We start from the raw sequence: 19,583 nt of genomic DNA on the forward strand, positions 1-19,583 counted from the left end.
CGGGGGCATCGCACCAGCTACGGCTGCGGTCGGCGCCGGGCCAGGAAGTCCGCCACCCGGTGACCCTTCTCGATCCCGCGGGCCTCGAACCGGGTCACCGGCCGCCAGGCCGGGCGGGCCACGGCGCCCCCGCCCTCCAGCGCGAGGGCGGGCTCGGCCGCCAGCACCTGCGCCATCTGCTCGGCGTACGGCTCCCAGTCGGTGGCGCAGTGCAGCAGCCCACCGGGCGCCAGCCGGTCCGCGACCAGCGCCGCGAACCGCGGAGTGACCAGACGGCGCTTGTGGTGCCGGGCCTTCGGCCAGGGATCGGGGAAGAACACCCGCACCCCGGCCAGGCTGCCCGAGGGCACCCGCTCGCGTAGCAGCGCCTCACCGTCACCGTTCAGCACCCGCACGTTCTCCAGCTCGCCCTCCGCGAGCGCGAGCACCAGATTGCCCACGCCCGGGGTGTGCACGTCGGCGGCCAGGACACCGGTGCCCGGATCGGCCGCGGCCATCGCCAGGGTGCTGCTGCCCGAGCCGAAACCGATCTCCAGGACCACCGGCATCCCCGGTGAGAACATCGTCCCCAGGTCCAGCGGTTCGTCACCGGCCGGGACCTCGAACCGCGACAGGTGCGCGGCCATCGCCTCGCGCCGCATCAACCCCATCCGCCCCCGCCGGAGCTTGTAGGTGGGAACGGCGGGCGCGGGTGTCTCGGTCACGCCGGTCATTATCCGGCCAGGCACCATCCGGTGATTCAACCGGTCATCCAGCCCGGCATCATCCGGGACGCGCCCTACCGGCGGCGGGAGGGGTGCGGCGGCTGCTGACGCCCCGACCGCACCGGAGGGGCCGGGACCGCACAGTCCTGACCCTCCTGCGCCCACGGGTTCTGCGGGTCGCCCTCGGCGAGCGCGCCCTCGTACAGGGAGATCTTCAGGCTGACGGCGTCCAGACTGGCGGCCAGGCGTTCCATCTGGGCGCGCACCGCGCCCTGGTGCTCGCGCAGCAGGGCGAGGCGTTCCTGTTCGTTGCCGGCGCCGGCGCGGACCAGTGCGGCGTAGCGGGCGATCTCGGCCAGGGGCATGCCGGAGTCACGCAGGCGGGTGGCCAGCAGCAGCCACTGCACGTCCTGGCGGCCGTAGACGCGCCGGCCCGACCCGTCGCGCGCGACCGGGTTCACGAACAGGTTCTCCTGCTCGTAGAAGCGCAGCGTGTGCGCGGACAGGCCGGTCTGCGCGCTGATCTCGCCGATGCTCAGGACGTCGGACGCGGGGGCTGCGCTCGTGGTCGTCACAGCCCTCACTGTAATCAACGCTCAGCACTTGTCTTCGAGTCCTCTCGAACTCCTAGCGTCGTCGGTGACCACGAGGAAGGACTTCCCCCCATGAGTACCCGTACCTGGATGATCACCGGCGCCTCCGGCGGTTTCGGCCGTCTGATGACGCAGAAGCTGCTGGAACGGGGCGACACGGTGATCGGGGCCGTGCGCCGCCCGCAGGCCCTGGACGACCTGATCGGTACCTACGGCCCGCAGCGGTTGCGGACGGTCCAGCTCGACCTGACCGACGCCGGCTCGATCCGGGCGGCCACCGACGCGGCGTTCGCCGCCGGCGAGCGCATCGACGTCGTCGTCAGCAATGCCGGGCACGGAACGTTCGGTGCCGCCGAGGAACTCACCGACGAGCAGATCGAGCGGGTGATCGGCGTGAACCTGCTCGGCTCGATCCACCTGATCCGCGCCGCGCTGCCGCACCTGCGGGCGCAGGGTGGGGGCCGGGTGCTGCAGGTGGCCTCGGAGGGCGGGTCGATCGCCTACCCGAACTTCAGCGCCTACCACGCCAGTAAGTGGGGCATCGAGGGGTTCGTGGAGTCGGTCCGGCAGGAGGTCGCACCCTTCGGGATCGACTTCACCGTGCTGGAGCCCGGGCCCTCGCAGACCGGCTTCGGCGACGCCCTCGACACCGCCCCGGCCTCACCGGCCTACGACCAGACGCCCTCCGGCGACCTGCGGCGGATGCTGCAGACCGGTGAGGGGCTCGACTGGTCCGACCCCGGCCTGATCGCCGAGGCGACGATCGCCGTCGCCGACGTCACCCCCGCCCCCGTGCGCCTGGCCCTGGGCCGGGGCGCGTACGCGCAGATCCACGCCGCCCTGGAGTCGCGGCTGGCCGAGCTCCAGGCCCAGCGCGAGATCAGTGAGTCCGTGACCGTCTGAGTCCTCGGGGTGTGGGCCCTTCCCGGTTCACCGGGTTCACCGGGAAGGGGCCCACCCGATCCGTCCGCTCAGGGGCCGACACCCGCCCGAGGAAACCATCCGCGTCCTGCATCACCCCACGCATCGGTGACGACCGGGGTGAGGGCGTCGGTGTCGAACGTCTGGGCGGCCGCCACATCGGGCATACCCCGGCTGATGACATCGAACGTGAGCTGCATGGTCTTCTCCCCCGTCCTGGTACGTCTCAGACGGTCTGCTGCATCCGGATCAGGTTGCCGGCCGGGTCGCGGAAGGCGGCATCACGCACGCCGTAGGGCTGGTCGGTGGGTTCCTGCACGATGTCGATGTCACCGGCCTGGAGCTTCTCGAAGGTGGCGTCCAGGTCGGGCGTGGCCAGGTTGAGGCTGGCGAACGTGCCCTTGGCCATCATCTCGGCCACGACGCGCTTCTCCTCGTCGCTGACGTTCGGGGTGGCCTCCGGCGGGTAGAGCACGATCGCGGTGTCGGCCTGACCGGCCGGGCCGACCGTGATCCAGCGCATGGCCTCGTAGCCGACGTCGAGGCGCACCTCGAAGCCCAGCAGGTCACGGTAGAAGGCCAGCGAGGCCTCCGGGTCGGTGTGCGGAAGGAAGCTCGAGTGGATGGTGATGTCCATGACCGTCACGCTAGGGGCCCGCCCCTGAGCTGGGCTTCTCGATTCCTGATCGGCTCGCCGTTCTCCACCGTTCTCCACTGTTCTCCGCCGGACGGTGGATGCGCCCTGTGCGATGCTGACAGGCGTGACGTCGTTGGAGGATCTCGTCCGGCTGCGCCGGGCCCGTGACCTGATGGACCGGGACTACGCCAGTCCGCTCGACGTGACTGCCCTGGCCCAGTTCGCCCTGATGTCGCCCGGGCACTTCTCCCGCAGCTTCCGGGCCGCGTTCGGGGAGTCGCCCTACAGCTACCTGATGACCCGCCGCATCGAGCGGGCCATGGCCCTGCTGCGCCGCGGTGACCTCAGCGTCACCGAGATCTGTTTCGCCGTGGGGTTCTCGTCACTGGGCACCTTCAGTTCCCGCTTCAGCGAACTGGTCGGCGAGAGCCCCAGCGCCTACCGGGCCCGCGACCACGCCGCAGCCCCCGGCATCACGGGTTTCGCCGGGATCGCGCCCTGCCTGGCCAAGATCCACACCCGCCCGGTTCGCCACCGGTCAGCACGACCCGAAACTGTCGGACCCCGTCCCTAGACTCGCGCGCATGGACGGAACGACTCTGCGGGCCACAGCCTTGCGCATCGCGACCGGGCTGCCCGCCGCCGAGCACTGCTTCCCCTTCGGGCCCGAGCACGAGGTGTGCAAGGTCGTCGGCAAGGTGTACTTCCTGGCCGGAGAGCTACGGGCGCAGCCGCTGGTCACGCTCAAGTGCGAGCCGGAATACAGCCTGGCCCTGCAGGAAGAGTTCCCCTCCATCTCTCCCGGCTATCACATGAACAAGAAACACTGGATCTCGATCAGTGCCGGTGACGACATCACCGATGAACTCCTCGACGAGCTGGTGCGGTCGTCCTACATGCTGGTGGTCAGCACGCTGCCCCGCGCGAAACGGCCGGGCCTGTCGGCGCAGGCCATGAAAGGCATCGTCCACGAATGAAAGGGACGACGAAGCACCTCACCCCTCGCGCACGTGACCGGCGATCTGCCGGTCCAGTCGCCGCGCCCGGGTCCGGTGCTCACGCACGACCCGGACCTGCTGCTCGTACGCGCGGTTGAGCCACCACTCCTCGAGTTTGACCTTCAGGAGCAGAACGAACGGACGCGTGGGGGCGCCGGCCTCCAGGGCCTGGGCCCGCACGTCGAAACGCACCGCCCAGCGCCCACCTGTCAGTTCCTCACCCGGGACGGCACCGAAGAAGGTCGCGACGGTGGAGATCTCCACAATGGCCTCGACCTGCGGCACCTGCTTCTCCCGGTGCACCAGAGTCACATCGGTGACCCTCAGCGACCAGGGCGTCAGCGGAATGCGCTGCCGCGCGTTCAGGCGCCCGACAATCTCGGCCGCGGGGAGCGGGAGCTCGTACCCGGCTGTCATGAGCTCACGGTAGAACCGGCCACCCACCTCCGAACCGGGCCTTTGGTCGTCCTGCGCGGGAACCTCGTCCTCTGGTGAACCCCCGCCGGTACCGGCCGCTGCAGATGCGCCTCGACCATGCATCACGGGCACCGATCAGAGCGGGGAAGTTCCGTGCGCCGAGACCGCACGGAACTTCCCCGATCCGATGAAGGACGGGCGTCCCGAACCCTCTGGCCCCGAAGATCGACCACGCCGGGTGAGAGGGCCGGATCAGACGGCCGGATCGAGGACGCCCTTGGTCAGGACGGGGGCACCGGCCAGGAAGGGAGCCAGCGCCGTGGGTGCACCCGGCCCGGCGCGGAACGTGCGGTACGCCTCGTCGGCCTCCAGGGACTCCCAGCGCTCGACCACCACCAGGTGTGCGGCGTCCGCCTGGTCGACCATCACATCCACGCTCTGGCACCCGGCAAAAGCCCTGGTCACCTGGAGCACCTCGTGAACGACCGGCAACGCCTCGGCGAGAGTCTCCGGCTTGAAGGTGAAGTCGAGCACCGCGATCACGGTCATGGTTGATTCCTCGCCTCGTCGTTCGGGTGACACCCCAGACGTTAACCCCCGCCTGCGGTGAACCCCGCGACACCGCCACGTCGTATAGGTACCGGCCGGATCACGGCCGCACTTTCGGGAGCTGCCGCAGCTTCGACCACAGACAGGAGGGCCCCGGTGGCCGACATCTTCCTCCCGGGTGACGACCTGGACGCTGCCCGCGCAGCGCTGGACAAGGTGCGCGAGAACATCGACATCAGCGGCGCGAACATCGACTTCGACCAGGCCCTGGGCCGTGACCTGGCCCGCGCCGCCGGCTCGTTCGAGAGCGCCTGGTCCGACGGCCGGTTCCAGCTGCTCCGCGAGATCGACGGCATCCGCGACAAGTTCCAGCAGGTCAGCGACGCCTTCGCCGACACCGACGCTCAAGCCGCCGAAAGCCTCGTGACGGAGTAGCCATGCCCGACCGTGAACGCTTCCTGCTCAACGTGCCCGAGACCTGGAACACCACCGACCTGTCCGGCCAGGAGATGGCCGCAGCCCGCGCCCGGGCGCTCGCCGAGACTCCCGACCCCCGGGCCAAGGCCCAGGTCAACGATTTCTTCCGCACCGGCCGCGAACTCCTGCGCTCGGCCCGTAAACACGGAGCGCTCTTCAGCGCCAGCACCGCCGAGATGTACGACGACGGGCTGTTCATGGCCTACGTGATGGTGTTCGCGGTGAACACCCCCGAGGGCCTGGAGTTCACGTTGCCCGTGCTGACCCAGGCGCTGGGCACCTCCCGGCGCGGTCCCAGCGACCGCGAGGTCACCTCCGTCACCCTGCCGCACATCGGCACGGTCGCCCGCGTGACCGGCACCGAGGAGACCGCGATCGCCGCCGACGTCTCGACGAAGTTGCTGACCATGCACACCATGCTGCCCGTGCCCGGCAGCCCCCAGGAGTACCTGGTCGTCTCCTGCGCCAGCCCGAACCTGCCGCTGAAAGAAGCGGTGCACCCGCTGTTCAACGCCATCACCGCGACGTTCCGTTTCGTCGCACCCGACGGCGCACCCCGGCCGGCCACGTCCTGAGCAAAGCTTTTCGAGGAGGATCCCGGTGCCCAGACCGACCAGCGCAGACCTGGCCCTCGTCGGCCTGTCCGACGACCCCACCCCCGGCGACACCGCCGAGATCGCCCGGCTGGAGGCCCGCTACCGCGACGTCGGCGACCAGGCCTCGACCGCGCTGAACTTCGTGCGCAAGGGTGGCGTACTCGACACCCGCGGCCGCGGACAGGCCGTCGACGCCCTCAAGGAGCAGGTGTCCAAGCTCGAGGGGTTCCTCCAGCAGACCGTCGAATCGTTCCAGCAGGCGGCCGACGCCTACCAGGACTACTCCACGAAACTCGACGACGCCCAGGGCAAACTCGACGAGGCCATCGCCGACGCCCGGCCCGTGGCCGGCACCGCCTCCCAGACCGTCGCACCCCTGGCCACCGACGCCACCGACACCCAGCGCTCTGACGCCCACCTGCAGCAAGACCGTATCGACGACGCCAACGAGGCGCTGAGCGCGGCAAAGCGTAAGGCCGAAGACGCCCGCAACGACCGCGAGAGCGCCCGCCGCGCCTGCGAGAGCGAACTCGACGAGGCCAAGGACAAGGCCATCGCCGAACGCAACGTCTTCCAGAAGATCGCGGACTTCTTCGAGGACAACTTCTTCGTCCAGCTCATCCTGGCCGCCATCGTCGGCATCATCGCCCTGGTCTTCCCCGTCGTCGGACTCCTGCTCGGTGGCCTGCTGTTCGTGTTCAATCAGGCCGTGGCGATCGGCGACGGAGCCTTCAAGATAGGCGACTTCATCACCGGTCTCATCGCCCTGGTGCCGGGTGGGGCCCTGATCGGACGATTCGCCGGCACCCTCACGAAACTGCCCGGCCTCCAGCAGATCCTGAACTCCGGCCTGGTCAAGGGCGTCACCAAGTTCAGCGAGAACCAGGGCAGCAAGAACTTCGCCGGCCTCCCCCTGGACAAGGTGGTCGGGCCCTCCGGCGACCTGATCAGGGAATTCGGCAAGGGCGCCACCCTCGAGGTCATCGGCAAGGCCGGCAACGGCGAGGAGATCACCGCCGCGAACATCCTGGCCCCGACCGCCGTCGGCGCCCTGGGCGCAGTCGGGGCCGGAGGCCTGCTGAGGAAGTTCAACCCGGACAAGACCCCGGCCGGAGCAGGAACACCCGGCGGAGCAGGAACACCGGGCGGGGCAGGAACACCGGGCGGGGCAGGGACCGGTGGCACCAGCCGCCCCGGCAGCCCGACACCCGGCGCCACGCCCGCTACCCCGCCCGCCGCGGCTGGTGCCGGGTCTGCCGGTACAGGTTCCGGTGCGGGCGCAGGTTCCGGTGGCCCAGCGGTTCCGGCCGCGGCCAGTGATCCGAGCCCTCCGGCTGCTGCGAGCAGTGCCGGAAGTGCCGGCGTGCCGGGGAAGTTCGTCCCCGAGCGGTCCGCCCGGGACGAGGTCAACGAGCAGCTCGCCAACAACATCTCGCAGTTCGCGGGGGCCTTCACCAAGGTCGGGGTGTCCATGGAGGAGAAGGGCATCACGTTCGAGGAGGCCCTGAACGGCGAGGCCGCGAACCTCATCCCCGGCGTGGCCGGTGGCCCGGCGGGCAAGGATCGCTCGGTGAGGAACGTCTTCGGAGAAGTCCCCGCGACCGGCCCCCAGAACCCCCAGAACCAGGGCCCGAACTCCGGTGGCATCCCCCTGACCCCGCAATCCTCGCAACCGTCGCAAGGTCAGCCGCCGGACCCATCACCCTCGCCGTCCCCGACGCCAGCAACTCCCGACCCGGCGACCCAGCAACCGGCCCCGTCACCTCCGGCCTCCCCGACCCAGGCGACCCCCGACCCGGCCCCGCAACAACCCGCCCAGTCGCCGTCCTCACCGACTACGACCACGCCCGACCCAGCCCTCCAGCAGCCCGCGCAGTCACCGGTGCCCGACCAGACCGCGCAGCAACCTGCCCAGTCATCATCGTCAACACCGGCCCCAGCCACGCCGGACCCGGCCCCACCGCCGACGCAGGCACCTGACCCCGCCGCCCAGCAGCCGGCCCAGACCTCGACGCCGACTCCGACCACGCCCGCCCCGGAAACCCAGCCGGTGTCCCCGTCACAGCCGACCGCGGACCCTTCGACTCAGCAACAGACCCCGTCACCACGGTCTCCGGCCCCGTCCGTACCTGGCCCCGTGACACCGCCGGACCCGGCACCGCCACCACCGGCCCAGTCGCCGCCCTCGCCGGTGACATCCGCTCCGCAGGCACCCGCACCGCAGCAGCCCGCGGATCCGCCGACGACGCCTGCCGATTCGACCCCGGCCGCGCCGGGCTCGTCCCCACCCGGTTCGGATCCGGCGCCCAGTACCCCCACCCGACCCGGCGGCGCTTGATGCGAGATGACCGCCGACCGGATCGGGGAAGTTCCGTGCGCCGTGACCGCACGGAACTTCCCCACAGATGGACGACGGCACGTTCTCGCGCATCCGGACAAGGGTTCGGGTCAGACGGCGTGGCTCATGAAGAGGTATCTACCCCCCTCAGGCGGACAACCCGATCAGCACAGCCACCGCCGTGGCCAGCGCGGCAGCACAGAAGGCGCTCACCCACCGGCCGGCGGGGTCCCCCGCCCGCAGGTGAAGAATCATGGCGCCGACGGCGCCGACAGCCAGGTAGATCGCTGCCCCTGTCGCCACCCACGGCTGGACCAGGCCCGCCACGATCAGCCCGGCACACAGCACCTCCGATGCACCGAGCCAGCGATAGACCACGTACGGGATGCCCAGCCCCTCTGCGTCCTGTCGGACGGGCGCGAATCCCACGATCCGCAAGGGACCTACGACCAGGAGGAAGAGGACGAGAACACCGGCCAGGATCACCGTCGGAACAGGCACGAACGACTCCTCGAAGACATCGACGGATCACGGGTCGCAGCGCTGCTGCGCTCGTGATCGTCACAGCGTCGCCGGACTTCTTGCCAGCGATCTTGCCGATCGGCAAAATCGCCCGCATGAGTGACGCCGATACACGGGCCCAGGCCGATGTCGGGCAGCGCCTGCGTACGCTGCGTCAAGGTCGCGATCTGCGGCTGGCCGAGCTGGCCGAACTCACCGGCATCACCGTGAGCACCCTGTCCCGGCTCGAGAACGGCCTCAGACGGCCCACTCTGGCCCAGCTCGTGCCGCTGGCCCGCGTCCACGGCATCACGCTCGACGAACTGGTGGGCCTCGATCGACCCGAGCGCGTTGACCAGCCGCGCGTCATTCACCGGCACGGGGCGGTCTTCGTCCCGCTCGCCCAGCAGGCCGGTGGCATCCAGGCCTACAAGATGTACTCGCCGGCCCGGACCACCCTGCCGGAGCCTGAACCACGCAGACATGAGGGTTTCCAGTGGGTCTACGTCCTGAGCGGCCGCCTGCGGGTTGTCTTGGGTGACAAAGATTTTCTTCTCACCCGGGGAACGGCGGCCGAGTTCGACACCGGTGTCGCGCACTGGATGGGCCATGCCGACCATCACCCGATCGAGCTGCTGATGATGTTCGGGGCGCAGGGCGAACGTGCCCAGGTCATCGCCCGCACCAAGGACTTACGGTCGGCACACACCCACTGAGCACCGACCGGGTGCGCCGTCTCCCGGGCCAGGACCTCCCCCGGCACACGCGGTCGCCCTCACCCCCGCACCGGCACCTGCACACCCAGCAGAACCCCGTCGCCCAGGTGCAGGAGGCCACGGCCGGGCTGCGGGGCCTGACCGACCAGACCGCGGGTCAGCTTCACGCCGATCACCTCGCCGTCGCTGAGCCCCTGCGGGGACAGCAGCATTCCGGTGCGGTTGCGCTTGGCCTGCCCGACCCATCCGGCCAGGCTCAGGCTCAGGGACTCGGCATTCCCGGCCGCGAGCACGCCCCAGCCGTTGCCCTGGGCACCACGGGCCAGCGCGGCCAGGTCGGGGTCGATCTCCGAGTTCATCAGCAGCTCGGCGTCGTCGACCACGATGACGGCCGTCGGCTCGGGAATGTTGCCCAGCACCTGACGGAAGGCACCGACGCCGACCTCGGCCTCGGTGATCACGGCCGCGACCCCGGGCCGGCCGGCCAGGTCACGCAGCGGCGAGCGCCGCGGGGCGATGACGACCAGGCCACTTCCCGCCGCCAGCAACGATTCCGCGGCGGCCAGGAGGGCGGTGCTGCGGCCGCTGCGGGGAGGCCCGGCGATCAGGAACGAGGGGACGTCCGAGAGGTCGGGTCCCAGCGCGGTGAGGGTGTCACCGCCCACCGCCAGCAGCGGACGCATGGCGCCGGGTGTGTAGGGCAGCAGCACGGCCTCGGCGTAGGTGATGCGGTCGGGCAGGACGTCCAGGCGCAGGGCCCGGCGGGTGGCCGGCACCCCGGCCTCGCGCTCGTGCAGTTCGGCGCCCAGCGAGCGCAGCACCTCGGCCTGGGCCGTGCCGGCCAGGTCGCGGGACAGGACGGCGATCTGGACCTCGCTGAGGTCGCTGGTGCGCACGGCCCGGCCGGGGGCGGGGTCTTCGGGGGCCTGACGGGTCGGGATGCCGACGCTGGAGTAGTCCTGACGGTCGTTGAGGCGCAGGACGAGTTTGTCCTCGGTGGTGCCGGAGTAGCGGTTGCTGCCGAGCACCTTGTCGCCGGCGAGGATCAGGTGGATGCCGACGCCGGCGCCGTCGCGCAGCAGACGCAGCAGACGCTCAAGGTAGCTGCCGTTGTCGTAGGACAGGAACTCGCGGTCGAAGACCTCGAACCGGTCGACCATGACGACGATGTGCGGCAGGCGCTCGCCGGGGGCCTGACCGGCGCGCAGCTCGGTCAGGTCGGCGGTGCCGCGGGCGCCGAGAATGCCCTGCCGACTGGTGAGTTCGGTGTTGAGGCGGTCGAGGAGGCGGCCCAGGCGCTCGATCTGCTTGCGGTCGACGACGGCGCCGGTGTGGGGCAGGGCGGTCAGGGCGTTGAGGGCGCCGTTGCCGCCGTCGATGCCGTACAGGTGCAGGTCGTCGGCGCCGTGGGCGGCGGCGAGGGCCGCGGCCAGGGTGCGCAGGGTCTGGGAGCGGCCGCTGCGGGGTGATCCGACCACGTGCAGGTGCCCGGAGCGGTCGAGGTCGAAGGTGAGGTCGGTGCGGGCCTGCTCGGCGGGCAGGTCGATGATGCCGAAGGGCACACCGGGCAGAACCGCAGGGCGTACGGGCGCCTCGGGCGGCGCGGGTGGTCGGGTCCAGTCGAGCAGGAGGGGCAGGGCGGGCAGCCAGGGGCTGGGCTGGCGCTCGATCCCGGCGTCGCGGGCGGCCTGGGCCAGGGCCTCGACCAGGACGGCGAGGTCGGTGACGGCCTCGACGTCACCTCCGCGGGGGCCGCGGGGGCGGGCCGGCAGTGGGCCGCCGAGCTCGGCCCAGGTGACGACCTGGGCCTTCACCGGGGGCGGGGTGTCGGTGCGGATGTCTGCGAGGCCGGCCGGGCGGCGGCCGCCGACGCGGGCGGACTGGAAGGGCAGCAGCACCGAGGGGCCCAGGCGGGCGTACGCGCGTCCGGGGTTGGCCGGTGAGATCTCCCCGGAGGCCGGGCTGTCGATGATGTCGCGGCTCTCGGTGCCGTCGGTGGTGCGCAGGGCGATGCGCAGGTTGGTGTTGGCGCGGATGTCGGGGGTCACGGCGCCGCCGGGACGCTGGGTGGCCAGGACCAGGTGGATGCCCAGCGACCGGCCGCGCTGGGCGATGTTGACCAGGCCGGAGATGAAGTCGGGCAGTTCGCGGGCCATGGACGCGAACTCGTCGATGACCAGCATCAGCCGCGGCAGCGGGGGCAGGCGGTCGGCGCCGCGGCTGCGCTTGTCCAGGTAGTCGAGGATGTCCTTGGCCCCGGCCCGGGCCAGCAGGGTCTCGCGGCGGCGTAGCTCGGCCCCGAGGGAGACCAGGGCGCGCTCGACCAGGTGGGTGTCGAGGTCGGTGACCAGACCGACGGTGTGGGGCAGCTCGGCCGCCTCGGCGAACGCACTGCCGCCCTTGTAGTCGACGAGCACGAAGGTCATCTCGTCGGGCCGGTTGACCACGGCCAGGCCGGCGACCAGGGTCTGCAGGAGCTCGGACTTGCCCGAGCCGGTGGTACCGGCGATCAGGGCGTGCGGGCCGTCGCGGACCAGGTCGACGGAGAACGGGCCGTCGTAGCCGGCGCCCAGGGTCGCCACGGTGCTGCGCCCGCCCAGGCTCCAGCCGGCGACCAGGGCACTGGGTGTGGGCGGTTCCAGTTTCATCAGGTCGAGCAGGCGCACCGCTGCGGGCAGGGTGCTCTCGTCGCTGTCGCCGACGCCCCGCAGCGGGGCCAGGGCCCGGCCCAGGTGCTCGTACCAGGAGTGCTCGGGTGAGTCGGTGCGCACGTTCTCCAGTGCGGCCCCCGGACCTGTGCGCAGGGTGAGGGTATGGCCGCCCCTGGACGGCCCGGCCGAGGAAACCGGCGCGGTGACGATGACCGCGCCGCTCTCCTCGGGCAGGAGACGTTCCTCGCGGTCGACACCGATGACGAACACGCCCACCGCCGGGCCCTCGCGCAGCAGCGCGATCACCCCGGGCAGCGAACGGGCCCGGCGGGCCTGCTCCAGCACGACCAGGATGTCGGGGTAGCCGTTGACTCCGCCACGGGTCAGGTCACGGCCCAGGGCCGTGCGGGAGGTGACGATCTGGCCGAGTTCACCGATGCGCCGGGCCAGGGAGTCGGTGGAGGTCCCCACCAGGCAGTACGCGTCCTCCCCCTGAGCCTGGGTGTGCGGCAGCCAGCGGGTCCACGACCAGGTGCTCTCGCCGTCCGGGCCGGCCAGGACCACCAGCCGCAGGTCGGTCGGGCCGTGCAGCGAGACTGCCTGGGCCGCCATCCAGGCCGCGAGCGCGCTGCCCTGCGGGCCGGCGATGCCGACGACGCCGGCCTGGCGCACGTCGACGCGGACCGGCACCTGGTCGAGCCAGGGCACGGTGGTGCGGCGGTGCTCGTCGCGGGTGGGGTCCTCGACGCTGGTGGCCGAGGGCAGGTCGGTGGTGCCGACCCGCACGCTCAGGAAGTCGGGGTCGGCCCAGCGGCGTTCCCACAGTCGTTCGGAGGGCTGGGCGGCCATCCGCAGCAGCGAGGCCGGGTCGGGCAGTGACAGACGCAGGTTGTGCTGCTCGTCCAGGACCGTGGCCTCGATGTCGTGCGTCAGCCGGGCCACCCGGGCCTCGTGCTCGGCCAGATCCTGGCGGTACTTCTCCATCGCCTGCTTACGGCCGCTGAACTGGGTGACGAGGGCACCCAGCGGGGAGAGCAGGGCGATGAAGATGAAGGTCCACTTACCGGTCACGAGGATCGTGACCAGAGCGCTGCCGGCCGGCAGCAGCAGGATGGGCAGTAGCGGGATCGGCCGCTTGTCGGGCTTCTTCGGCGGCGACGGCAGCCGGAAGGTCTTCCCGGCCTCCGGCGGCAGAAAGCGCGGTGGCCGGTTGAACTCCAGGCCCAGGCCGTCTTCGCTGGGGGTCAGCGGTGCTGGGACCGCGTGCGCCGAGGACACCTCCAGCAGGCTGTCGCCCACGCCCAGCAGGCTGCCTTCGCGCCAGCGGACGCTGCCGGTGAGGTTCTTGCCGTCGAGCTGGGCCGCGTCGGCCCGCAGCAGTTCGGCGGTGCCGTCCAGGTGCACGCGCACCTGCGCGGCGAAGGGCGGGGTGCCTCCCTGTGCCGACAGCCGCACCCGGCAGGCCGGGTCGCTGCCCAGGTCGTAGTCGCCCGGCGGGAGCCGGAACACCGTGCCCGCCGAGGGACCGGAGACCACCCGGACCTCGGTGCGGCCCTCCGGCGGCGGCCCGGCCGCGGCCGGCGCCCCCAGCCCGAGGTCGGCCCCGTCCCGCACCCCCGCCCGGCGCAGCGTGTCGCCGGGGGCCAGGGGCAGGGCCCCGGCGAACAGCACCGGCTCGCCCGCCCCGACCTGGTCCTGCCCCGGAGAACCCACTGTACGAGCCAGTTCCGCGGCGAGATCCCCGACCCGGGCCGCGGGGTCGGTCTCGACCACGACGGTGGTGGACACCGCCGGGTCGTACGGGTCGCGAACGCTGACATTCAGTCGCACGGCACATCGGCCTTCGTGATCGGTGGGTCCGGTGGGGCAGACAGGCCCGAGCTGGCAGGAACAGAGGACGACGGTGGGCCCGGGCGGTTCAGCCCAGGTTCGAGCCGAGCTGGTCGTCGGTCTGGGTGAAGGCCTCACCGACCGAGCGCACGTACTGGCCGATGCCCTGCAGGCCGGTGTTGACCTGCTCGAAGCCCTTGCTGAACTCGTCGAAGAAGGGCGAGAACTTCTGCTGCGCGGCCGGGGTGGAGTACCCGTTGGCCAGCAGACTCTGGATCTTGCCGCGCACCTCGGTGAGCTTGTCCTGCAACTGCGTGAAGTCGTTCAGCAGCGCCTGTGAGGTGGCCGCGGTCTCGTCAGAGTTGATCTTGTAATCGGGCACGGCGGTATCTCCTCGGCGTTGGGCGGCTCGTTCACGTGCGTGTCGCCAGCCATACGACGCACCGGGTCCCAAGGGTTCAGTGCACGAACATCGAACCCTTGACCCACTGCGCCTCGTACCCCGGGCATGACGCGGAGAATTCCCGGCGGCCGGGCACTGCTGAGCCTGACCCTGCTGCTGCTCGTGACGCTCGGGCTGCTCGGCACCCTGGCGACCACGGCCTCCGCCGCCCCGCTCACCCGGACCACCCACAGCCGGCTCGCCCTCGTAGCCGCTACCGCCGGAACTGCGAGCGACGGCGAGAACCTCGTCAAGGTCTTCGTCGTGCCCGGGCTGGACCGGACCGGCGGGCAGCCGGTCGGCCTGGCCCAGGTCGCCGCCGCCACTCTCGGCGACCAGAACCGCGCCGGCGAGATCTTCCAGCTGAACCAGGGGCAGCGTCAGCCCGACGGTGACGCCCTGCAGAACGCGAACCAGCAGCTGACCCCCGGCTGGATCCTGCGCCTGCCCGACGACGCCACCGGTCAGCTCGTGCAGCTGGCCCGTGAGCGGGCCGACCAGGCCGTGGAGATGGACAACGGCCAGACCCAGGGCGGCAACGACACCGGTCTCCCGACGGCGGCGGTGCTCGCCGCCGCCGGCTCGGTGCTGCTGGCCCTGATCACCACCGCGATCGTGGCCCGGCGCCGGGTGGCCCGCTGGTTCTCCGGCCTCGGCCGGGCCCTGGACCGCCTGCGCGAGCCCGGCCGCCGACGCCGTCGCCTGGCCGGCCGGCGCTCGCTGGGCGACTCCTTCCGCTCCGACACCGAGACCGTGCGCCGCGCCTACGGCACGCTGGGCACCCTGCAGGCCGTTCCGGCTCCTCCCGGCGGCCACCCCCAGGTGCACGCGCTGGAGGTGGACCACGCCGGCGTCACCGTCTGGATCTCCGCCGACACCGTGGAACCGGTGCTGCCCGCCCCCTGGCAGAACCTGGAGAGCACCCGCTGGCGGATGAACGGCCCCGGCCGCCCCGACGCCCCCGGCGCCCACGGCACCAGCGACGGCAGCGCGTGCCTGGTCCGGGTGGGACGCTCCGACTCCGACGGCATGACCGACGCCGTCCTCGTGGACCTGAGCCGGCTCGACGGCGTCCTCAGTGTGACCGGGGACCCCGAGGTGAGCCGCGACGTCGTGCGCCACCTGCTCGCCGAGGTGGCCGCCGTGGCGCCCGGCACCCCGGTGCAGGTGATCGGCGCGCACCCCGCCCTGCCCGTCCCGGCCGGGCTGAACCAGGTCTCCGGCCCACCGGCGCGCACCCCGGCCCCACGGGAGAACTCCCCCGTGCGCGCCACCGCCGTGCGCCGGCCGGTCCGGGGACTGGTCGTGGTCGCCGGCACCCCCGACCGCGCGACCCTCGACGAATTGTTCCGGCTCTGCGGATCCGACGCAGCCGGATGGACGGGCCTGGTCGCCGGCGACGTCGCGACCGGCGCGCACTGGCGCTGGCACGCCCGCGCCGACGGCGACGTGCGCATCCCGGTGCTGGACCTCGACGTGACCGTGCCGGCCTGAGACCTACCCCCTGTTCGTGATCATCGAGTCAGGCGGCAACCTTCCGGCGCAGGACCGAAAGGGCATAGTGACGACGGGACTTCACCGTTCCCACCGGAATGCCGAGAGCCAGGGCGGTCTCCCGGGCGGTGAGCCCGTTCAGGCAGGTGTAGCGGATCACGTCGCGGTGCTCGGCCGACAGATGACGCAACAGCTCGTCGGTGATCTGCACGGCCACCACCTGGTCGGCGTGATCGGGATGCACCTGGCCGGTCAACGGCTCGGGACGGTGGTCGGTGCCGACACTCTCGTGCCGCGCACTGGCGCTGCGGATCCGGTCGATAGCCAGGTTGCGGGCCACCGTCAGCAGCCAGCCGCGCACCGAGCCCCTCGCCGCGTCGAGCACCCCGGCGTGCCGCCAGGCCCGGATCAGTGTCTCCTGCACGATGTCCTCGGCCAGGTGGTGATCGTTGATCACCGACTCGACGTACGCGAGCATCGCCCGGGAATGCTCGGCGACCAGGGCATCGAACAGCGGGTCCTGCCCGGTCACGGGAGATGACGTGATCATGGCGGTCATGTCAGGGACCGTAGGTAGGTCCGCTTCCGGAACTCTGACGTTTTTCTGACGTCCGTCCGACCGGCCCCGCCGGTTGGCCCTCCCCCGGGCCCTCCACCGGTTCAGGAGCGCTCGCGCCGCATCCCCGACCCGGTCGCCAGCACCTTGACCCGCACCAGCTCGGCGTCCGGATGACCGAGGTCTTCCAGCACGACCAGCGCCTGCCCCCACGCCGTGACGGCCGCCGCCGGCCGGCCCGCCCCCTGGTGCGCGTCACCGATGTGCACCAGGGTGTCGGCCTCCAGGTAGCGGTCGGCGATGTCGCGGAAGATGGCCAACGCCCGGGCGAACGAGTCCAGGGCCTCCTCGTACCGGGCGAGATGGTGCTGCGCGTACCCCAGGCTGTCCCAGGCCGCCGCCTCACCGTTGGGGTTGCCCACCTGCCGGTGCAGCGTGATCGACGCCCGGCAGTCGCCGAGCGCCTTCTCGTGGTCCCCGATCAGGATGTGCGTCCAGCCGACCTCGTTGTGCACCCAGCCCTGACCGCTCAGGTCGTCCAGTCCCCGGTACAGCGCCGCGGCACTGCGGTACTGCTCCAGCGCGACCAGGTGGTCACCTCGTCCGTTCGCCTGGAACGCCAGCTGCCGGTGCGTGAACGCCTTGCCGACGAGGTCGCCGATCCGATCGAACAGCCCCAGCGCCTCGACCAGGTTGCGGGTGGCCTCGGGGAACAGACCCAGGCGGAACTGCGCGAACCCCAGCGCCCGCGCGGCGTGCGCCTGACCGGCCCGGTCACCGCTACGCCGGGCCGCCCGCACCGCCAGCGACTGCAGCTGGGCCTGCACCTGCCAGGAACCGGCCCGGTCCAGGTAGTTCTCGATCACCCCGGCCAGCTGCCAGACGTGCCGGGCGTGATCGCCACGGTCGGCATGGTCGGCGCCCTCGGCGAAACTGCCCGGCGAACCGTGGATCTCCTCCTGCCGGATCGTCGAGACCAGCGCCAGCCGCTCGGTGTCCAGCCAGCCCGCCGCTTCGCGGGTGCTCGCGAACGTCTGCGTGACGGTGCCGGGAACCGCGTCCGGCAACGGGATCCGGTCGCGACCGGGCCTCAGGGTGGCCGCCGCCGCGTCGGCGCTGTGCAGGTAGTGGTCGAGCAGCCGGGTGCGGGCGGCCGCGGACTCCTCCCGATGCTCCGGGAGCGCGGCCAGTTCCGCCGCGTACGCCCGCAGCAGCTCGTGGCAGCCGTACCGGCCCGGGCGGGTCTCGAAAATCAGGCTGGCGCGCAGGAGTTCGCGCAGCAGCAGCCGCACCTGCGGGCGTGGCTGACAGGCCAGGCTGACCGCCGCGGACAGGGAACAGTCGGGGCCGGCCTGCAGCCCGAGCAGACGGAACAGTCGCGCGGCGCCGGAGGTGAGGACCTGGTACGACCAGGAGAACACCGACCGCACGTCGGTGGGGGCGCTCTCACCGCTGAAGGAGTCGAGGCTGCCGATCTCCCGCAGGTCGGTGGCCACGGCCTGCAGTGAGTAGGCCGGATTCACCGCGGCGTGCGCGCAGACCAGGGCCAGGGTCAGCGGCAGCCGCCCGGTCAGGTCGACGACCTGGGCCGCGGCGTCGGCCTCCAGGGTGGTGCGATCGGCGCCGAGCCGGGCGGCCAGGAAGGCCAGAGCCTCCGGGCGGGGCAGCAGGTCGAGCGCGACCGGGTGCGCACCCTGCGTCGCGACCAGATCGACCAGCTGGTGACGGCTGGTCACGATCACCAGGCTCCCGGTGGTGCCCGGCAGCAGATGACGGACGTGGTCGCTGTCGCGGGCGTTGTCCAGCAGGATCAGCATCCGGCGTCCGGCCAGCAGACTCCGGTACAGCGATGCCTGGGCCTCCAGCCCGGCCGGGACCCGCGGCGCAGGCACCCCCAGCGCCTCCAGGAACGAGCGCATCACCTCGATCGCACCGGTCACGACGCCGCTGGGATGGAAACCGCGCAGGTTCACGTAGAGCTGGCCGTCGGGGAACCGGTCGGCGACCTGGTGCGCCCAGTGCACGGCCATGGTGGTCTTCCCCACCCCACCCATGCCGCTGATCACCACCAGCCGGGGGGCACGGCCCGTTCCGGTCCCGGACAGCAGCGACGACACCACGTCCAGTTCGTGCCGTCGGCCCGTGAACGAGGCCAGGTCGGCCGGCAGCTGGGCGGGCGCGACCAGGGCGACCACCTCGTCCTCAGTTCCGGCCTTCTCGTCCTGATCGGCGTGATCGGCGTGATCGGCGTGATCGGGCCGGGCCGAAGAGCGCGGAACAGAGGACGAGGCGCTCACCTCGGTCTGCTCACGCACGCGCTGCCGGGCCTCGCGCAGTTCCGGACCCGGGGTCAGACCGAGCTCCTCGTCGAGCACGACCCGCAGACGCTCGAACCGGTCCAGCGCCTCCGCGGAGCGGCCGACCGCCGCCAGTACCAGCATCAGCCGGGCCTGCACGGCCTCGTCCAGCGGATACCGGTCCGAGGCCTCCCGCAGCCGGGCGGGCAGATCACCGGCGATCGGGGCCCCGCCCGCGAGCGCCCGGTCGGCGGCGCGCCGGACCGCGGACAGGTACTCCGCCTCGACCGCGACGAACGCCGGGTGCTGGCGCACCTCGGGGGTCAGGTCGGCGACCACCGGGCCGTGCCACAGGGACAGGGCCTTCAGGAGCATCCCGGCGGCACGGTGGTGATCGGTGAGGGACGAGGCCTCACGCACCAGGTCGCGGAACTCCTCCAGATCGAGTGCGCGGCCGGGCGCGGCGGATGCGGCGCGTGCACCGCCGGTCACGTCGAGGCGGTAACCGGCTGCATCGCGGGTGACCCAGCGTGATGGGGTGCGCGCGGGAAGTTCGGGTTCGAGGGTGCGGCGCAGGGCGGCCATCTGCCGGTGCACCACGTTGACGGCCGTGTGCGGTGGATCGTGCGGCCAGAGCAGGTCGACGAGCTCGTGCAGCGCGACCGGCTGCCCGGACCGGACCAGCAACAAGGCCAGGACGGCCCGCTGCTTGGGCGGCCCGAGGCGTAGCTCGGCGTCGCCCGACCAGCCGCGAAGAGGCCCCAGCACCCTGAAATGCACAGATACCAGTCTAGGTGGCCCTTTACGGTGAGTCACGGTTTTGCGCTCCCCCGTGTACTTCTGGCTCTCGCGGTCCGCGAGCGCAG

19 protein-coding genes are annotated in these 19,583 nt (G+C 71.8%); 8 read left to right on the forward strand and 11 right to left on the reverse strand.

Annotated elements, in window-relative coordinates; translation table 11 throughout:
* Positions 1 to 17 precede the first annotated feature (17 nt).
* A complete protein-coding gene (trmB, locus tag QSK05_RS13565; RefSeq protein WP_352301160.1) occupies positions 18 to 713 on the reverse strand; it encodes a tRNA (guanosine(46)-N7)-methyltransferase TrmB in 696 nt (231 codons plus the stop codon).
* Between the two features lie 65 nt (positions 714 to 778).
* A complete protein-coding gene (locus QSK05_RS13570; protein WP_285597519.1) occupies positions 779 to 1,279 on the reverse strand; it encodes a MerR family transcriptional regulator in 501 nt (166 codons plus the stop codon).
* 90 nt (positions 1,280 to 1,369) lie between these two features.
* Here QSK05_RS13570 and QSK05_RS13575 point away from each other — a divergent pair, with 90 nt between their 5' ends.
* The gene (locus QSK05_RS13575) at positions 1,370 to 2,200 is read left to right on the forward strand and encodes an SDR family oxidoreductase (protein WP_285597520.1); all 831 of its coding nucleotides are present in this window, start codon (positions 1,370 to 1,372) and stop codon (positions 2,198 to 2,200) included.
* A gap of 68 nt (positions 2,201 to 2,268) precedes the next feature.
* On the opposite strand, the gene QSK05_RS13580 is transcribed toward QSK05_RS13575, so the two are convergent.
* Positions 2,269 to 2,418: a hypothetical protein gene (locus tag QSK05_RS13580; protein WP_285597521.1), complete on the reverse strand. Its 150-nt coding sequence runs from the start codon at positions 2,416 to 2,418 to the stop codon at positions 2,269 to 2,271.
* A 26-nt stretch (positions 2,419 to 2,444) separates the two neighbouring features.
* Positions 2,445 to 2,855 carry a VOC family protein gene (locus QSK05_RS13585; RefSeq protein ID WP_285597522.1) on the reverse strand — a complete coding sequence of 137 codons (411 nt, stop codon included), beginning with the start codon at positions 2,853 to 2,855 and terminating at the stop codon, positions 2,445 to 2,447.
* Between the two features lie 112 nt (positions 2,856 to 2,967).
* Here QSK05_RS13585 and QSK05_RS13590 point away from each other — a divergent pair, with 112 nt between their 5' ends.
* Positions 2,968 to 3,429 carry a helix-turn-helix domain-containing protein gene (locus QSK05_RS13590; RefSeq protein WP_352301165.1) on the forward strand — a complete coding sequence of 154 codons (462 nt, stop codon included), beginning with the start codon at positions 2,968 to 2,970 and terminating at the stop codon, positions 3,427 to 3,429.
* Positions 3,430 to 3,439: 10 nt separating this feature from the next.
* A complete protein-coding gene (locus QSK05_RS13595; protein WP_285597524.1) occupies positions 3,440 to 3,832 on the forward strand; it encodes an MmcQ/YjbR family DNA-binding protein in 393 nt (130 codons plus the stop codon).
* Positions 3,833 to 3,850: 18 nt separating this feature from the next.
* Here the strand turns inward: QSK05_RS13595 and QSK05_RS13600 are convergent, their stop codons facing one another.
* Together QSK05_RS13600 and QSK05_RS13605 are read right to left on the reverse strand one after the other, a co-directional pair.
* Positions 3,851 to 4,270: a hypothetical protein gene (locus QSK05_RS13600; RefSeq protein ID WP_285597525.1), complete on the reverse strand. Its 420-nt coding sequence runs from the start codon at positions 4,268 to 4,270 to the stop codon at positions 3,851 to 3,853.
* A 252-nt stretch (positions 4,271 to 4,522) separates the two neighbouring features.
* Positions 4,523 to 4,819: a putative quinol monooxygenase gene (locus QSK05_RS13605; protein ID WP_285597526.1), complete on the reverse strand. Its 297-nt coding sequence runs from the start codon at positions 4,817 to 4,819 to the stop codon at positions 4,523 to 4,525.
* Between the two features lie 156 nt (positions 4,820 to 4,975).
* Here QSK05_RS13605 and QSK05_RS13610 point away from each other — a divergent pair, with 156 nt between their 5' ends.
* From QSK05_RS13610 to QSK05_RS13620, 3 genes are read left to right on the forward strand one after another with little or no spacing between them, the layout of a single operon-like run.
* Positions 4,976 to 5,254, forward strand: a complete 279-nt coding sequence (locus QSK05_RS13610; RefSeq protein WP_285597527.1) for a hypothetical protein — start codon at positions 4,976 to 4,978, stop codon at positions 5,252 to 5,254.
* A gap of 2 nt (positions 5,255 to 5,256) precedes the next feature.
* On the forward strand, positions 5,257 to 5,871 hold the full coding sequence (locus QSK05_RS13615; RefSeq protein ID WP_285597528.1) for a hypothetical protein: 615 nt from the start codon (positions 5,257 to 5,259) through the stop codon (positions 5,869 to 5,871).
* Between the two features lie 25 nt (positions 5,872 to 5,896).
* The gene (locus QSK05_RS13620; RefSeq protein WP_285597529.1) at positions 5,897 to 8,230 is read left to right on the forward strand and encodes an AAA family ATPase; all 2,334 of its coding nucleotides are present in this window, start codon (positions 5,897 to 5,899) and stop codon (positions 8,228 to 8,230) included.
* Between the two features lie 147 nt (positions 8,231 to 8,377).
* Here QSK05_RS13620 and QSK05_RS13625 read toward each other — a convergent pair whose 3' ends face one another.
* Positions 8,378 to 8,731 (reverse strand): DoxX family protein, encoded by a 354-nt coding sequence (locus tag QSK05_RS13625; protein ID WP_285597530.1) that lies wholly within the window; start codon positions 8,729 to 8,731, stop codon positions 8,378 to 8,380.
* Between the two features lie 116 nt (positions 8,732 to 8,847).
* On the opposite strand from QSK05_RS13625, the gene QSK05_RS13630 reads away from it, so the two are divergent.
* Positions 8,848 to 9,447 (forward strand): helix-turn-helix domain-containing protein, encoded by a 600-nt coding sequence (locus QSK05_RS13630; RefSeq protein WP_285597531.1) that lies wholly within the window; start codon positions 8,848 to 8,850, stop codon positions 9,445 to 9,447.
* A gap of 59 nt (positions 9,448 to 9,506) precedes the next feature.
* Here the strand turns inward: QSK05_RS13630 and QSK05_RS13635 are convergent, their stop codons facing one another.
* Positions 9,507 to 13,928, reverse strand: a complete 4,422-nt coding sequence (locus QSK05_RS13635) for an FtsK/SpoIIIE domain-containing protein (protein ID WP_285597532.1) — start codon at positions 13,926 to 13,928, stop codon at positions 9,507 to 9,509.
* An 88-nt stretch (positions 13,929 to 14,016) separates the two neighbouring features.
* The gene (locus QSK05_RS13640) at positions 14,017 to 14,310 is read right to left on the reverse strand and encodes a WXG100 family type VII secretion target (RefSeq protein WP_285597533.1); all 294 of its coding nucleotides are present in this window, start codon (positions 14,308 to 14,310) and stop codon (positions 14,017 to 14,019) included.
* A 126-nt stretch (positions 14,311 to 14,436) separates the two neighbouring features.
* Here QSK05_RS13640 and QSK05_RS13645 point away from each other — a divergent pair, with 126 nt between their 5' ends.
* Positions 14,437 to 15,864 carry a hypothetical protein gene (locus tag QSK05_RS13645; protein WP_285597534.1) on the forward strand — a complete coding sequence of 476 codons (1,428 nt, stop codon included), beginning with the start codon at positions 14,437 to 14,439 and terminating at the stop codon, positions 15,862 to 15,864.
* A 28-nt stretch (positions 15,865 to 15,892) separates the two neighbouring features.
* Here QSK05_RS13645 and QSK05_RS13650 read toward each other — a convergent pair whose 3' ends face one another.
* Positions 15,893 to 16,423: a sigma-70 family RNA polymerase sigma factor gene (locus QSK05_RS13650; RefSeq protein WP_285597535.1), complete on the reverse strand. Its 531-nt coding sequence runs from the start codon at positions 16,421 to 16,423 to the stop codon at positions 15,893 to 15,895.
* Positions 16,424 to 16,524: 101 nt separating this feature from the next.
* Positions 16,525 to 19,497, reverse strand: coding sequence for an AfsR/SARP family transcriptional regulator (locus QSK05_RS13655; RefSeq protein ID WP_285597536.1), 2,973 nt, complete (start codon positions 19,495 to 19,497; stop codon positions 16,525 to 16,527).
* Positions 19,498 to 19,583: the final 86 nt, after the last annotated feature.

Origin of the sequence: Kineosporia sp. NBRC 101731 (assembly GCF_030269305.1) — a bacterium.
Lineage (GTDB): Bacteria > Actinomycetota > Actinomycetes > Actinomycetales > Kineosporiaceae > Kineosporia.

What these genes read in the sequence shown, in the direction of transcription:
- QSK05_RS13630 (WP_285597531.1), top strand. Translation starts at nt 8,848, where the DNA reads ATGAGTGACGCCGATACACGGGCCCAGGCCGATGTCGGGCAGCGCCTG.
- QSK05_RS13615 (WP_285597528.1), top strand. Translation starts at nt 5,257, where the DNA reads ATGCCCGACCGTGAACGCTTCCTGCTCAACGTGCCCGAGACCTGGAAC.
- QSK05_RS13600 (WP_285597525.1), bottom strand. Translation starts at nt 4,270, where the DNA reads ATGACAGCCGGGTACGAGCTCCCGCTCCCCGCGGCCGAGATTGTCGGG.
- QSK05_RS13585 (WP_285597522.1), bottom strand. Translation starts at nt 2,855, where the DNA reads ATGGACATCACCATCCACTCGAGCTTCCTTCCGCACACCGACCCGGAG.
- QSK05_RS13595 (WP_285597524.1), top strand. Translation starts at nt 3,440, where the DNA reads ATGGACGGAACGACTCTGCGGGCCACAGCCTTGCGCATCGCGACCGGG.
- trmB (WP_352301160.1), bottom strand. Translation starts at nt 713, where the DNA reads ATGACCGGCGTGACCGAGACACCCGCGCCCGCCGTTCCCACCTACAAG.
- QSK05_RS13645 (WP_285597534.1), top strand. Translation starts at nt 14,437, where the DNA reads ATGACGCGGAGAATTCCCGGCGGCCGGGCACTGCTGAGCCTGACCCTG.
- QSK05_RS13605 (WP_285597526.1), bottom strand. Translation starts at nt 4,819, where the DNA reads ATGACCGTGATCGCGGTGCTCGACTTCACCTTCAAGCCGGAGACTCTC.
- QSK05_RS13580 (WP_285597521.1), bottom strand. Translation starts at nt 2,418, where the DNA reads ATGCAGCTCACGTTCGATGTCATCAGCCGGGGTATGCCCGATGTGGCG.
- QSK05_RS13590 (WP_352301165.1), top strand. Translation starts at nt 2,968, where the DNA reads ATGCTGACAGGCGTGACGTCGTTGGAGGATCTCGTCCGGCTGCGCCGG.
- QSK05_RS13575 (WP_285597520.1), top strand. Translation starts at nt 1,370, where the DNA reads ATGAGTACCCGTACCTGGATGATCACCGGCGCCTCCGGCGGTTTCGGC.
- QSK05_RS13650 (WP_285597535.1), bottom strand. Translation starts at nt 16,423, where the DNA reads ATGACCGCCATGATCACGTCATCTCCCGTGACCGGGCAGGACCCGCTG.